Source organism: Sorangium sp. So ce1014 (assembly GCF_051521505.1).
GTDB lineage: Bacteria > Myxococcota_A > Polyangia > Polyangiales > Polyangiaceae > Sorangium.
The window spans coordinates 2899189-2912926 of record NZ_CP150356.1 but is presented as its reverse complement, the minus strand read 5'-3'; the positions used below and the strand labels follow the sequence as shown (position 1 = coordinate 2912926).

Genomic DNA, 13738 nt, shown 5'->3' with positions numbered 1-13738 from the left:
CGACCGTCAGCTCCAGCCGAAGCACGTCACCCGCCTCCCAGCCGCGCCAAGACGCACGTCACGTTGTCCGGGCCCCCGTGCTCGTTCGCGATGTCGACCAGCAGGCTCGCCGCCAGGCTCAGCTCCCGGTGCCTCCCCAGCACCCCCTCGATCCGCGCCTCCGGCACAGGACCCCACAACCCGTCCGAGCACACGAGGAACAGATCGCCCGGCTTCGTCACCTCCACGCGTGACTCGATCTCCACGCTCGTGTCGCACCCGAGCGCCCGCGTCACCGCGTCCGCTCGACCGCTCAGCGCCTCCAGCGCCGAGAGCGCCCCGTCGCCTTCCCGCAAGAGCTCCTCCAGCAGCGTGTGATCCTGCGTCAGCCGCTCCAGCTTCCCGCCGCGCATCCGGTACACGCGCGAGTCGCCCACGTGCGCGATGTACGCCATCCCCGCCCCGAGCAGCACGCCCGCAAAGGTGGTCGCCATGCCGCGCACTTCCTCTTGCTTCTGGCTCGCCTCGTAGATCGCCCGGTTCGCGCGCCGCACGCTCAGCACCAGCCGCACCTCGTCCCGGTCGTGTGCGCTCCCCGTGCCGTACGGCCACGTCTCCTCGAGATCCTCGTCCACATCGAAGCAGCTCTTGACCACCTCGATCGCCATCCGCGACGCGACCTCACCCGCCGCGTTGCCTCCCAGGCCGTCGGCCACCATGAAGAGCCCCAGGCACGGCAGCGCCGCGAAGCTGTCCTCGTTACGACTCCGCCGGCGCCCCACGTCCGACTGCGCTGCCGCCTCGATGGCGAGCTGTGGATACACGATCGTCCTCCTCGCATGCTCGTCGATGAGACAAGCCGAGCCAAAGGCGCGCCGCGCACGGCGGCGCGCGTTTCCCTGGATGTGATCAGGCCGCGCCGCGCGCGGCCGTCTCGCGACGTCGTTGCTTCGCTACGTCGTCGCTTCGCTACGTCGTTGCTTCGCTACGTCTCATCAGCTCAGGCGCAGCGCCACGAGCGCCACGCAGCACAGGACCGCCAGCACGAAGGCCGCCGTGCCGAGCCACGCCAGGCGCGACCTGCGCCTGGCGTCTTCGCTCTCCACCAGCACCGCGCCCGCCCACGCTTCGTTGACCTCTTGCGCCATGGCATCCATCGCCTCGGCCTGAGCCGCCAAATGCGCGAGCTCCGCCCGCACGTCCGCGCCCCGCACCAACCGCAACAGCAGCGAGCCCCGCGCCTGCGCCCGGCGCATCATTCGGAGCTGCTCCGCCTGCGCCTCCGGCGTGGTCGAGCTCCACACCGGATCCACCCACGGAGGCAGGACGCGGACCGGCGTCTCGTTCGGTGACTTCATCGCTTCACCCTCCACACGGCGACTGCGTCGCGAAGTCCCAGCAGCTCCCTGCGCTCCCCAGCGCTCCGGCGTTTTCCGGGGCTCCTCCGGGGCCGGCGTCGCCGCCGGTGCCGGGTGTGCCGGCCGCGAATTGCACCGCCGGCGCTTCGCTTGGCGTCACCGCATACGCAAGGCCTACGGCATAGCCGCCTCGGCCGCCACCACCCGCGCCACCGGGGCCGCCTGCGCCACCCTTTCCGCCGTCGCAGCCGGCTTTGCTGGGCGGAGTGGTCGACGCCGTCCCGCCGAGGGCTCCATTGCCGCCGGTAGCTCCATTTTGCCCCGCCGCCCCGGCGCCTCCGTTGCCGCCCTTCCCCACCGCGATCGTCACCCCGGTCAGCTTCAGCTGGTTGCCCAGGCTCACGATCCCGAGGCTCGACCCGCCCGCCTGCCCGCCGCCGCCTCCCTTCCCACCGCAGCCCCCGGCACCGCCGCCTCCGCCGCTGGCCCCCACGCCGTCAACGGTGTCCGGTCCGACCTTGCAGAAGAGCCCCGCCTTCGCCCCGCCGCCTCCGCCGCCGCCTTGCCCCCGGCCGCCGATTGTGCCCGGGGCGCCATCGCCGCCGCTCGTGCCGGTGAGCGCCAGCGTCACACCCGTCCCCCCGGTGCCGGGAGGACCGGCGGTGCCGTCCCGCCCATTACTTCCTTGCCCGCATCGCCCTCCGGGATCCGACAGGTCCGTCTGCCCCACGCCGCCAAGGCCATCCCCGAATGGATTCTCCTCCGGCACCGGCCCGCCATCCTTCCCCACCTGCCCGTTGCCCTCGTCCGTCTCCGTGATCCCGCCCAGCCCGCCGCTCCCGCCGGCCGTCTCGCCGTCCTCGCAGCTCGTCACCCCTCCGGTTCCGCCCAGCACCGCGTTGTCCGCCACGCACGCGTTCGACGCGCTCCCGGCCTCCGCGCTCGCCCCCGCAAGCGGCGCCTCTTCCGGCGTCGCTCCTCTCGTCCCGTCGATCCCGTTGCCCGCGGTCACCTCCACGTCAACGAGCTCCGCCTCCACGGCCGCCACCACCACCCCGATCGACGACCCCCCGGCCTGCTTCGCGTCCGCCGCCCGGATCGCGAACCCCTCCACCCGCGCTCCGTCACCACCCTCGCCGATCGTCAGCGCCACAGCGTCCGCCGGCCCCGCTATCCCGCTCTTCTTCCCCTCCTCCAGCGTCCACTCCGTGCACGTGAAGCGCCCGAGCACCTCGATCCCCGCCTCCACCTTCACGCTCTCCTCGAACGCCTTCTCCCCCTCCGCGCACGCGTACACACGCTTCCCTTCCGCCGCCGCCTTCTCGATCGCCTCCTGCAGCGACCCGTACGGCCTCTGCCGCGTCCCCTCTCCTTCTCCCGCTCCCGCCTGCGCGAACACCCCGCACGCGTCGCTCACCACGCTCGGGTCTTTCCGCGGGTCCCCCTCGCAAGGATCCGGCGGCTCCTCTCCTCCGCTCCCGCCCGTGCCGCCGCCGCACGCCGCGCCCGGGTACTCCGCGCAGTCGTTGTAGTCCACGCCGAACACGCACCCCATGCCGGGCACCATCGCCGCCCCGGCGATGACCGCCGTGATGCCCATCAGCCCGCGCCAGTGACGCATGCGTCGATCCTCCTCACGCCTCGCTCCGTCCCTCACCACGTCCCCCGGATGACAAGCGCCCCGCCATGGGCGGTCACGACCGGCGCCGCCGCGACCGACGGGCGCGGCGCGCTGCCGCCCCAGAGCGCGTACGCCCCCGTCGCGAGCCCCACGGCCCCGGCGCCCACGAACGTCCACAGCGCGGCGTTCTTCAGGTCCGCCGCGCCCTCCAGCGTGTCGCGCAGCGCCGCGCACCCCGGCCTGTCCACCGCGCACGCCGACGCTCCGCCGTCGCGGACGAGCTCCGCGCGCCGCTCGTCCGCGTCGCCGTCCCGCCCGACCGCGAGCACCGCCAGCACCACCCCCGCGACCACGCCGGCGCCGGCGACCGCCCCGCCCGCGATCAGCACCTCCGGGCGCGGACCGTCCGTATCGGCCCCCTCGCCCGGCCACGGCACCGGGGCTTCGACCCGCGGCGGCGCCGGCGCCGGCGCCGGCGGCGCGGGCCGCTCCGGCGGCGGCAGCAGCGTGAGATCCGCCGTGAGCGCCTCGCCCGCGGGGACCTCCAGCGTCACGCGCGCCGGCTCGTGCCCCGTGAGCCGCGCCTCCACCGCGATCGTCCCGGGCTTCACGAACACCTCGTACCGGAACGGCGTGCGCCCCACCGCGGCCCCGTTGAAGGAGACCTCGGAGCCGTCCGCGTTCGCCTTGACGACGATCGACCCCACCTCCTTGCGCACGGCGCGGAACTGCGCCCGGATCTGCTCGTGCTGCGCCGAGCTGCCCGTGGCCGGGTAGCTCCGCAGGCAGAACGCGAGGTGCTCCGCCGCCTCGACCTTCATCCCGCGCTGGAGCTCCGTGTTGGCGAGGTTCGCCGCGATGTCGTAGCTCTGCTTCAGCGACCACGCCGTCCGGTACGCCTCGTACGCCGCGTCGAGCTTCCCGAGCCGATACAGCTCCTTGCCCCGCGCGAACGCCGCGTCCGCGTCGCGGGACGCCTGCGCCGCCGCCGCGCTCTCCGGCGCCGCCTGCGCGCCCGCCGGCGCCGCGCCCGCCGGCGCCGCGCCCGCCGGCGCCGCCTGCGCGCCCGCCGGCGCCGCCTGCGCGCGCGCCGCTGGAGGCGCCGCGGCCACCGCGCCCACGACCAGCACCAGCCAGCCCGCCGCTCGGGCCCCCATCGCTCTCGCCTTCATCTCAGAACACCTCCGGTGGCAGGGGACCCGGCCCCGCGTTGCTCTCCGGCGGCGGGGATGCTCCTGCGGCCGCGGAGCTTACTCCACCAGGCGCTGCAAGAGGCGCCGCGACGCGGCCCGGTGGGCGAGACGCGGCGGCGTCCACCGTTCCCTTCGGCGGTGGCGGAGCCGCGGGCGCCGGCGCGCTCGCCGGCGCGCTCGCCGGCGCCACCGCCAGTGCGGGCGCGGCGCTGCGCGCGCCCCGCTCCGTCCCATCGCTGCCCGCCGCGGGCGCGGGCGACCGCCCATGCACCCCGCCGCCTCGCTCGTTCTCATCACCCCCCGCCGCCGCCGGCGCGGACCCCGACCCCGCCGCCGCCGCGGACCCCGAGCCCGCCGCCGCCGCGGACCCCGAGCCCGCCGCCGCCGGCGCGCCGCTCGCCGCCGCCCGCCCCGGCGCCGGCTGCGCGCCGGCCACCGCGCTCGCGCCCGTGGAGGGATCGCTCGGCGGCGCGCCGCCGCGCAGCGCGCCCACCGACGGCCACAGCGCGACCGCGCCGGCGGTCCCCGCGGCGGCCGCGAGCAGAACCGCCACGACGCGCAGCCGCCCGCGCGGCAGGCCCGCGGGCGCGCGCCGCGGCGCCGCGGCGGCGCCAGGCGCCCCCTGCGCACCCTCCCCAGGCGCACCCTGCGCACCCTCCCCGTTCGCCGCGGCGGCCGCAGGCCGGGCCGGCTTGCGCACGGCCTTGCGAAACCAGCGCCGCGCGACCGGAAAGAACGGATCGCCGCCCTGCCCGTCGTGACGGAGGTCCTCGATCAGCTTGTCGAGCCTGGGATCGTCGCCGGGCTTCACCACCGGCCGCTTCGGGTCGTCCGTACGCATCGCTTCCCTCGTTCCTGATCAGTCGCGCGGCGGCATCTCCCTCACCCCTCCCTCGAGGAGCGCCGCCGAAAGGCGGTCGAGCAGCGCGTCGTGGCGGCGCCGCGCCGTGGACAGCGACACGCCGAGCCCCGCCGCCACCGCGTGCATCGGCAGCCCGTCCACGTAGCGCAGCACGTACAGCCGGCGATCGTCCTCGCCCAGCCCCGTGAAGACCCCGCGGACAATCTCGATCGCATGGCGCCGGTCCTCCACCTCAACCGCCGCGTCGTCGAGGGTGTCCCCGGCCTCGACCACCCCGAGGACCATCGACGCGACGAGGTGCCTCGCGTACCGCGCGAGCCGATCGCCGTTCGTCGCGTCGTCGTCCCAGATCACGTCGAACCGATCGGACGTCTCCGCGACGAACGAGCGCGCCGCCCAGCTCGCGGCGCGGTGCAGCCGGTGCTGTTGCCGCTCGCGGTGGAGGCAATCGAGGATCTCGCCGTCGATGTACGGGTACGCGTAGCTCGTGAAGCGGACCCCGTGCGCCGGGTCGAAGCGCGACGCCGCCACCACCGCCCCGTAATGCCCCCACGCGAGGAGCTCTTCCCTCTGCTCGGGCCGCGCGTGCGGCGAGTGCACCGCCACCCTGGCCCGGATGAGGCCGATCGCCTCCTTCACCAGGGCCTGCTGCTCGGGGCCGAGGGGCTCCGGAGGCACCGCGCGGAGTCGGCTCATCCCTTGCTCCCGCCGCGGCGCCGCCCCTTGCCCCGCGAGGCGCCGCGCTCGGCCTCCTCGACGCGCGCCGCGCCGCCCCGCGCGAGCTCGTGGCTCTCGTCGGGCGGCGGCCGCCGCTCGATCGACTGGAGCAGCGCCACCGGATAGGGGTGCGCCGACATGAGCGCCAGCGCCTCCTCGCGCATGTGCTCGATGAGCTCCGGCGACAGCTTGCCCCGGTACGGCGCGAGCGCGCGCTCCACCGCCTCCACCAGCACGGGATCGAATTCGCGCGAGGTCGTGTTCATCGTGAGCCTCTCTCGGGACCGTCCAGGGTGCGGGCCGTCTCCGCGCCGGGACGCGACGTCCCGGCCCTCTCCTCAGTTATCCAGCGTTCCTCCCGGGATCGCTCATGGAGGCCGGGCCGGGGCGCCTCGTTCGCGGCGCTCCCCGGCCGGCCTCGGCGCCCGCTCAGGTCGCTACTCCAGGAACTCGTCATAGAACCTGGGGTCTCGAACGACCTGCCGCCGCCTCGGCTTCGGCTTCGGTCTGGCGGCCGGCGGCGGCGCGGTCGGCGCGACCGCCCGCGCCGCCGGCCGCACGGCGGTTGCCGGCATCGCGGCGGCTGCCACCGGCGTCGAGACGGCTGGCGCCCGCGTCGTGGCCATCCCTCCGCCGCTCCGCCGGGCTCCGGCGGGGACCGCCGCCGGTGGCTCCTCGGCGCGCGCGCCCGCGGAAGGCACCGTCGCGGGATGGGCGGCGCTCGCGTCCTCCACGGTCGCCCTCACCGCGGACGGCTCCGGCGCCACGGCCTCCCCGGCGCCGCCGGGTGTCGGCCCCGGAGCCGCCGGCGCCAAGGCCGACGCCGCCAATGCCGCCGGCACCGGGTCCACGGGGACCGACGCCACCGGCGGCGCGCCCTGGAGCCGGAGGATCACGTCGAGGAGGAGCAGGCTCACCACCACGCCCAGCGAGAGCCCGATCGCCACCGCGCGCGGCGTGATTCGCACCCGCCGCCGCGCTACGGCGGCGCCGTGCGCGCTCGCCGCCTCCGGGCGCGCTGCGACCGGCCCCACCGGCGCTGCCGTCCGCCCCGTGCCGGCGGCTCCCCCGCCGGCAAAGGGCACCGCGCCCGGGCGAAAGGCCCCGGCGCCCGCCGCCGTGCGGGCCAGCGGCACCGTATGCTCCACCGGGACCCAACCCGGCGCGACCGGCTCCGGAGCCGGAGGCGGGTCCGGCGCCCGCTGCGCCAGCGCGGCGACGCAGCTCGGGTCCCGCAGGCGCTCCGGCAGGCGCTCGGTCATGGCCCAGCCGCTGCCTGCCTGCCCCGGCTCGGCCTCTCCGCCGGCCTGCCGGCGGCCGGCCTGCGGATCGCGCGGCGCCGCTCCGCCCGGCCGTCCCGGCGGCGCGGCCGCCGGAGAGGAGGCGCCCGCGATGCGCTCCCGCGATCGCGCCGGCGCCGCGGGCCCCGTGGTCGTGGCGACCTCCTCGTTGCCCCACCGCAGGATTTCCGAGATCTCCGGCTCGCCCGGGTTTGTGTCGCGCGCCCCCTGCGCATGGCGGGTGACGAGAAACGGGTCCCACAACGCCTCGGCGAACGCGAGCCCGTCCCGGTGCCGCTCGCGCGGGACCTTGGCGATGGCCCGCGCGATCACGCCCGAGATCGGCTCCGGCACGCCGATCCGCGACAGCGGCGGCGGCACCTCGTGGAGGTGCCTGGCGAAGAGGGCGTCGATCCGGCCCGCGGCGCGGGCATCGCCGAACGGGTGGAACCCGGCGATGGCCTCATAGGCGATGAGCCCCAGCGCGTACACGTCGGTCGCCGGCGTCGGCACTTCGTCCCGGATCTGCTCGGGCGCCATGAAGAGCGGCGAGCCGTGCGTCTGCGCATCCAGCGTATCCGGCGTGCCGCTGAGCCGCGCGAGCCCGAAATCGAGGAGCTTCACGTCGCGCGGCTCGCGCAGGATGAAGAGGTTCTCGGGCTTGACGTCGCGGTGGACGCCGCCGAACGAGTGCAGGTGGCCGGCACCGAGCGCCGCGGCGCGCAGGGTGGCGCACGCGAGCGGCAGCGAGAGCGCCCTCCGCCGGCGGAGCTCGTCGCGGAGCGTCACGCCATCGAGCAGCTCCATCCGGTACCAGGCCGTGAGGTCGTCGGCGAGGCCGACCTCGTGGACCTGGACCACGTTCGGGTGCCGCATCCGCGCGAGCACCTCGCCCTCCCGCAGCAGCCGGCGGCGCTGGTCCGGATCGTCGAGGAACTCGGATCGCACGATCTTGAGCGCCCAGATCTGCCCCTTGTCGGCGACGGCGTACACCGCCCCCATGCCGCCCTGGCCGAGGAGCCGCTCGACGCGGAAGCGCCGCAGAAACCAGGTGCCTGGATCGAGGAGCGGAGGACGGTTCCGGCCGGCCGCCGCCGGGGGCGCCTGGCCGGCGCGCGCCTCGGAGACCTCGTCGTCCTGTGACCTGCGTTTCACCGTGTACCTCCGCGCCCGGCGCCGGGACGCCGCCAGGACTGCCCGGCGCCGCGAGCCATGCCCTCCCACGGTCCCGCGTCGCTTCCATGCTGGTTATCCGGAAACGGTCCCCGAGGTGCTCACGTCGCGCGGCGCGCGACGCCGCTGGAGTGCGGTGGTGGCCTAATTTGCCCCGGAGTGATTCCCATGAAGGCGGGAAGGCAGGAAGATCATTGATCTTTTCTTCCCGCCTCCCCGCCTTCATGTTCAAATCCGGCCACCCCCTGGAGAGCCCACGCGATACTCCCGGCGGCGTCCCGGCGCGTCCCAGGCATCGTGGCACCGGAGCGGCGTGGACCGCCATGGGTCCTGGGAGGCAGCTGGCTGCCTCCGGTGCATCGATCCCGATCCCGGGGAGGCTGCTGGCTGCCTCCGGTGCATCGATCCCGATCCCGGAGAGGCTGCTGGCTGCCTCCGGTGCATCGATCCCGATCCCGGGGAGGCTGCTGGCTGCCTCCGGTGCATCGATCCCGATCCCGGGGAGGCTGCTGGCTGCCTCCGGTGCATCGATCCCGATCCCGGGGAGGCTGCTGGCTACCCCCGGTGCATCGATCCCGATCCCGGGGAGGCTGCTGGCTGCCTCCGGTGCATCGATCCCGGCTCCGGCAGGGCAGCCGACTGCCTTCGAGCACTGCGGGCGGCCCGCCGGTTGCGGCCAGTGCTCCTGGCCGGTGAGGTCAGGGGCTGGCGCGGGATGTGCTCTGAGCGCGCGATGCGCGCGACGATGACAGGCCGAATGCGCGGCGAGCGCCGGGGAGCGATCCAGAAGAGCAAATCAACGACGTTGACGGACGGACCGGGGTGACTATCCCTGGTGGACCGCCCGGCGCGCGCCGGACGATCTATCGAATCCAGCGCGGGGGACAGAGAGCACGACAGGGTGTCTCTTCGCCTCTCCGCGTCCGACATCCACGAGAGGTGGTCCCCTCATGGTCAAGCCTTCTGCTCCGCTCAAGAAAAAGCCAGCTCCCACGAAGCCCGCTGCGCCGCCCCAGGCGGCGGCGGCGTTCGACAAGGCCGCGCCCGACATGGACGCGCTGGAGCGGCACGCGCTCATCCCCATCAACATCGATATCCCCCGCGCGGTCTCCCAGGTGCTCGGGGTGCTCCCCGGCCTGCTCGCCCTGCGCCCCCTCATCGCCGAGCGACTGCCGACGCACGAGGTCGGGCTGGTCGACCGGCTGGAGACCTACGCGCTCGCCGCCTGGGTCGCGCACCTCGCGTGGCTGTCCAGCGGAGGAGCGCAGAACGGGCTGAAGCCGCTCGCCGAGGAGGCGGTGCCGCTGCGCGCGAACCTCCTCGGCGACGCAGAGGCCCTGGCCCGCCGCGGCTTGCTCGACGCGGAGACGGTGGCGGACATCCGGGCGGGGAACGGTCACATGGACACGGCCAACGACCTCGTCGCGCTCTCGGCGCTGTTCAGCGACAGCTGGTCCGAGATCGCGGGGAAGACCGCCGCGACCGAGGAAGAGGTGAGGCGCGCCGGCGAGCTCGGGCCGCAGCTCCTCGCCGCCCTCGGCATGAGGGAACACGGCGCCGCCCCCGGCCCGAGCGACGCCGCGGACAGGAGGGCGCGCGCGTTCACCCTGTTCGTGAACGCATACGACCAGACCCGCCGCGCCGTCACCTACCTCCGCTGGAACGAAGATGACGTCGAGACGATCGCGCCGTCCCTCTACAAGGGCCGCGGCGGTCGCGGGTCGTCGTCGAGCGACACGGACGCCGCGCCGCAGGTCGCTCCGCCGGCGCAGCCCGGCGCGGCACCGCCCGGCACATGACCGGCGATTGAAGCGCCCTGGAGGAGCAGGTATCCCTGCCTCCATGGCCCGTACTGCGCCCGTGCCGAACATCCCCGCAATCCCCGGGATGAACCCCGGCGTCTTCGTCTTGGGAGGAGGCGGCGGGGGCGGCGGCAGCGGAGGCCCGGGCGGCGGGGGGGGCGCCGGTGGCCAAGGGGCCGGCGGGGGCAGCGGCGGGGACACCGCCGGCGGCGGGGGCAAGAGCGCGCCGGATCCGACCAGGTACCCGGAGTGCGGCACGGTCTCGCACCCGATCGATGTCGTGACTGGCCGCGTCTTCACGCACTCAATCCCGCTCTGCGCGCTGCCGGGTCCGCTGCCGCTCGTCTGGGAGCGGTCGTACAGCGCCGCGATGGCCGATCGCGACGCCGGGCTCGGGCACGGCTGGGGCCATAGCCTGGGCTGGGAGCTCGAGGTGCGGAGCCATCGGGTCCGGGTGTGGACCGGGCTGGGCACGGTGGTGGATCTGCCGAAGCCCGCCGAGGGCGAGGAGGTACACGGCAAGTGGGGCTACGGGCTGCGTCACGAAGCGGACGGGTGGCTCCTCGACGTCGGCGACGGGGTAACGCGGCGATTCGCGTGCTTGCAGGACGGCGGCCGGCGCGCGCGGCTCACGGCCGTGGAGGACCGCAATGGCAACCGGATCGCGCTGGTCTATGACGAGAAAGAGGGTCGGCTGGTCGAGGTGATCGACAGCGCGGGTCGGCGCATCCGGCTCCGCGACAGGACCTCGGGCGAGCAGCGGGTGACCGCGATCGAGGCGCAGCTCGACCAGGAGCGCGGCGAGTGGCTCGCGCTCGGCACGCTTTCGCGCGACGGCCGCGGAGACCTCGTGGCCGCGACCGACGCGGACGGCCATGCGTGGCGGTATGCTTACGGCGAGCGGCACCTGCTCGTCGAGGACACCGATCGCAACGGGCTGACATGGCACTTCGTCTTCGACGGCCAGCGCCGCGGCGTCGAGGCGTGGGGCGACTACCCTGGCAAGGCCGACCCGAGCCTGGCCGGAGAGCTGCCGAAGTACCTCTACGACAAGGAGACGCGGTGGAAGGGGATCCACCACTGCAAGGTCTCCTACTGGGACATCGGCTTCACCGAGGTGGCCGACTTCAGCCAGACACGGCGCTTCCACGGCAACGAGCATGGCACGCTCGACAAGCAGGTGATCGGCGGCGCGGTCGTGACGGCGACCTACCGCGAAGACGGCTGGATGACCTCGCGGCGCAACGAGCGCCAAGGAACAGAGCTGTTCGAGCGCAACGCGCGCGGGAGCCTCGTCCGGCACACGGACCCGCTCGGACGCACGACGTCGATCGAGCGCGACGGCCTCGACCGGCCGGCCGAGATCGTCGACGCGAAGGGCGGCGTGCACCGGCTCGAGCACGACGCGCGGAGCAACGTCACGGTGTACGTCGACCCCACGGGCGCGGCGACGTCCCGCCGTTATGACGCGCGGGGACTCGTGATCGAGGAGATCTCGCCGAACGGCGAGCGCACGGCATTTGCGTACGACGCGCACGGCAACCGCGCCGAGGTGACGCTCGCCGGCGGCGCCACGTGGCGCTTCCGTTACGACCGGCTCGGACGCTGCGTCGCGGAGGTCGACCCGTTCGGCGCGGAGACACGCTACCGCTGGTCGGCGCGGGGCGATCTGCTGGCGGTGATCGACTCGACCGGCGCGGAGACGCGCTACGCCTACGACGGCGAGCACCACCTGACCGAGATCGTGGATGCGCACGGTGGCGTCACGTCGCTCGTCTGGGGCGGCTACCACAAGCTCTGCCTGCGCCGCGACCCGAACGGCCACGAGGTGCGGCTCGGGTACAACCCCGAAGGCGAGCTCATCGAGGTACGCAACGAGCATGGAGAGGTGCACACGTTCCGGCACGACGGCACCGGCAGAGCCATCCACGGCCACCCACGGGCCTTGTCCGATGTGCGCAAATTCATTCCAGGGGCAAAGCCATGAAACCTCTCCACATAGCTCCTCTTCAGCCTCTCCGTGTTCCAGCCGGCTGGCGAATTGTGATTAACAATCTGTGCGAGGTCGATCCGAGCACCATGAACGATCCGAGCGACGAACGGTGGGAGTATTTCGAAGAAGACATGTTCTCGGCGCGACATGACCATTATCAGGTCGCGGTGGACGTGGGGTGGTATCCGGCACTGAGCCCAGACGGCAGCTATCGAGCGACATTTGTCGCCGATGACGATTGGGATAGCCCGCTCGACGAGCTGGTTACGCGGAGTCTTCAGGCGGTCGTGCTTTGGCTTCAAGAGCGGATGGCCAACTCCCAAGCCCTTCGAAAAGGCCGAAGGGCGTGAGCGTCGGAGCGGCTCGTCGACGAGCGCGGCGAGGTGGCTTGCGAGCTACGGCGCGAGGCGTTTCCTGTCGAGATTGGCGAAGTATGCCGGGAAGCGAGCGAAGAGATCGTGAGCCTGTATGGCGAGTACAAGGAACCACTGAGTCCAACATAACTTCAAGCGCTACCTCATCTCCCTGACCTCTCCGCTCGCTCAGCACAAGCCCTGCCATCCCGGTCCGAACGGCGACCGGCACGGCCCGCTTCCTCGCCCTGGGCATGCAGGCTCCCCTGCAACCTGGACCACCGCTGAGCCGCCCCGCGGCGCTCGAGGGCGCCCCGCGCACGCCCGGTGGAGCTCGCGCTCGCGAGCCACCGCGGCGGCCGCCGCAATAACCCCCGGCCCCACCCGCCCGGCGACGTGCGTCGCCCGCGACGCTATTGACTCCCGTTCAATAGCTGATATCAACACGGACCGGCGCCCGTGCCCTGAGCTGCGCCGCGCTGCGGCGCGCCCGGGACCGGCTCCTCCGGCGCCGCGGCGGGCACCGGAGGGCACCTCGGGAGGAGAGGAATGCGGAGGAAGGAGAGCTCGATGATCACCGACCCGTCGCCCCTCAGGCCGCGCAAGCCGCCCGTGGCGTTCGAGCAGGGCCTCACCCGGCACTGGCTCGGGGGCCAGGCGCTGCCGACCCACGTCGCCAACGCCATCAACCTGCTGTTCCCCGCCGGCGAGCGCTTCTTCATCCGCAGCGTCGCGCGCTACGCCGACCGCGTCGAGGACCCGGCGCTGCGCGCCCAGATGAGGGCGTTCTTCGGGCAGGAGGGCCACCACGCCAAGGCGCACGAGCGGTTCTTCGACCTGCTCCGCGGGCAGGGCTACGAGATCGACCGGTTCCTCCGCGCCTACGAGCGGGTCGCCTACGACGGCATCGAGCGCGTCTGCTCGCCCGCGCTGCGGCTCTCGGTCACCGCGGCCCTCGAGCACTACACAGCCATCATGGCGGAGGACGCGCTCCAGGAAGGGACGCTCGACCTCGCCCACCCGACCGCCAGGGCGCTCCTGCTCTGGCACGCCGCCGAGGAGATCGAGCACAAGACCGTCGCCTTCGACGTGCTGAAGCTGGTCCACCCGAGCTACGCCCTGCGCATCGCGGGCTTCGCGCTCGCCACCGTCACGCTCTCGATGTTCTGGCTCGCCGCCCTGCTCGTGCTGCTCGCCCAGGAGCTCCCCCGCCACGGCGAGCGCGGCGAGCGCGGATCGTTGACAGAGCGACTCCCGCTCACGAGGCACAGGTCCATCCTGAAAGGCGTGTTCCTCCGCGGCATCCGCGAGTACCTGCGCCGCGACTTCCACCCTTCCCAGAACGACAACCTCCACCTCGCGAGGGCCTACCTCGCCGGGATCGGCGCCTCCTGAGCGCCGGACGGA

At 73.8% G+C, this 13738-nt stretch carries 12 protein-coding genes; 4 read left to right on the top strand and 8 right to left on the bottom strand.

All coding sequences use genetic code 11. From position 1 onward, the window contains the following. Window positions 1–26 precede the first annotated feature (26 nt). The 8 genes from WME75_RS11260 to WME75_RS11225 form a co-directional block, all read right to left on the bottom strand. Window positions 27–803: a PP2C family protein-serine/threonine phosphatase gene (locus WME75_RS11260; protein ID WP_437489706.1), complete on the bottom strand. Its 777-nt coding sequence runs from the start codon at window positions 801–803 to the stop codon at window positions 27–29. A 171-nt stretch (window positions 804–974) separates the two neighbouring features. After that, entirely contained in the window at window positions 975–1337 is a 363-nt protein-coding gene (locus WME75_RS11255; RefSeq protein ID WP_437489703.1) for a hypothetical protein, read from the bottom strand. 4 nt (window positions 1338–1341) lie between these two features. Beyond that, window positions 1342–2958 carry a hypothetical protein gene (locus WME75_RS11250; RefSeq protein WP_437489700.1) on the bottom strand — a complete coding sequence of 539 codons (1617 nt, stop codon included), beginning with the start codon at window positions 2956–2958 and terminating at the stop codon, window positions 1342–1344. 32 nt (window positions 2959–2990) lie between these two features. Next, entirely contained in the window at window positions 2991–4130 is a 1140-nt protein-coding gene (locus WME75_RS11245; RefSeq protein ID WP_437489697.1) for a PEGA domain-containing protein, read from the bottom strand. 1 nt (window position 4131) lies between these two features. Then, on the bottom strand, window positions 4132–4992 hold the full coding sequence (locus WME75_RS11240) for a hypothetical protein (RefSeq protein WP_437489695.1): 861 nt from the start codon (window positions 4990–4992) through the stop codon (window positions 4132–4134). A gap of 18 nt (window positions 4993–5010) precedes the next feature. Further along, complete coding sequence (locus WME75_RS11235) at window positions 5011–5709, bottom strand: sigma-70 family RNA polymerase sigma factor (RefSeq protein ID WP_437489693.1); 699 nt, start codon at window positions 5707–5709, stop codon at window positions 5011–5013. Then, window positions 5706–5996, bottom strand: coding sequence for a hypothetical protein (locus tag WME75_RS11230; RefSeq protein ID WP_437489690.1), 291 nt, complete (start codon window positions 5994–5996; stop codon window positions 5706–5708). The genes WME75_RS11235 and WME75_RS11230 overlap by 4 nt, the downstream gene beginning before the upstream one ends. A 171-nt stretch (window positions 5997–6167) precedes the next feature. Further along, complete coding sequence (locus tag WME75_RS11225) at window positions 6168–8165, bottom strand: protein kinase domain-containing protein (RefSeq protein ID WP_437489687.1); 1998 nt, start codon at window positions 8163–8165, stop codon at window positions 6168–6170. 968 nt (window positions 8166–9133) lie between these two features. On the opposite strand from WME75_RS11225, the gene WME75_RS11220 reads away from it, so the two are divergent. From WME75_RS11220 to WME75_RS11205, 4 genes are all read left to right on the top strand, one after another. Beyond that, complete coding sequence (locus WME75_RS11220) at window positions 9134–9982, top strand: hypothetical protein (protein WP_437489685.1); 849 nt, start codon at window positions 9134–9136, stop codon at window positions 9980–9982. A 43-nt stretch (window positions 9983–10025) separates the two neighbouring features. Further along, window positions 10026–11972 carry a DUF6531 domain-containing protein gene (locus WME75_RS11215; protein ID WP_437489682.1) on the top strand — a complete coding sequence of 649 codons (1947 nt, stop codon included), beginning with the start codon at window positions 10026–10028 and terminating at the stop codon, window positions 11970–11972. A 92-nt stretch (window positions 11973–12064) separates the two neighbouring features. Further along, complete coding sequence (locus WME75_RS11210; protein ID WP_437489680.1) at window positions 12065–12328, top strand: hypothetical protein; 264 nt, start codon at window positions 12065–12067, stop codon at window positions 12326–12328. 573 nt (window positions 12329–12901) lie between these two features. After that, window positions 12902–13726 carry a metal-dependent hydrolase gene (locus WME75_RS11205; protein WP_437489677.1) on the top strand — a complete coding sequence of 275 codons (825 nt, stop codon included), beginning with the start codon at window positions 12902–12904 and terminating at the stop codon, window positions 13724–13726. Window positions 13727–13738 lie beyond the last annotated feature (12 nt).

Excerpts from the sequence above, each read along its gene's own strand:
- WME75_RS11245 (WP_437489697.1), bottom strand. The coding sequence starts at position 4,130 with ATGAAGGCGAGAGCGATGGGGGCCCGAGCGGCGGGCTGGCTGGTGCTG.
- WME75_RS11220 (WP_437489685.1), top strand. The coding sequence starts at position 9,134 with ATGGTCAAGCCTTCTGCTCCGCTCAAGAAAAAGCCAGCTCCCACGAAG.
- WME75_RS11215 (WP_437489682.1), top strand. The coding sequence starts at position 10,026 with ATGGCCCGTACTGCGCCCGTGCCGAACATCCCCGCAATCCCCGGGATG.
- WME75_RS11210 (WP_437489680.1), top strand. The coding sequence starts at position 12,065 with ATGAACGATCCGAGCGACGAACGGTGGGAGTATTTCGAAGAAGACATG.
- WME75_RS11250 (WP_437489700.1), bottom strand. The coding sequence starts at position 2,958 with ATGCGTCACTGGCGCGGGCTGATGGGCATCACGGCGGTCATCGCCGGG.
- WME75_RS11230 (WP_437489690.1), bottom strand. The coding sequence starts at position 5,996 with ATGAACACGACCTCGCGCGAATTCGATCCCGTGCTGGTGGAGGCGGTG.
- WME75_RS11205 (WP_437489677.1), top strand. The coding sequence starts at position 12,902 with ATGATCACCGACCCGTCGCCCCTCAGGCCGCGCAAGCCGCCCGTGGCG.
- WME75_RS11235 (WP_437489693.1), bottom strand. The coding sequence starts at position 5,709 with ATGAGCCGACTCCGCGCGGTGCCTCCGGAGCCCCTCGGCCCCGAGCAG.
- WME75_RS11255 (WP_437489703.1), bottom strand. The coding sequence starts at position 1,337 with ATGAAGTCACCGAACGAGACGCCGGTCCGCGTCCTGCCTCCGTGGGTG.
- WME75_RS11240 (WP_437489695.1), bottom strand. The coding sequence starts at position 4,992 with ATGCGTACGGACGACCCGAAGCGGCCGGTGGTGAAGCCCGGCGACGAT.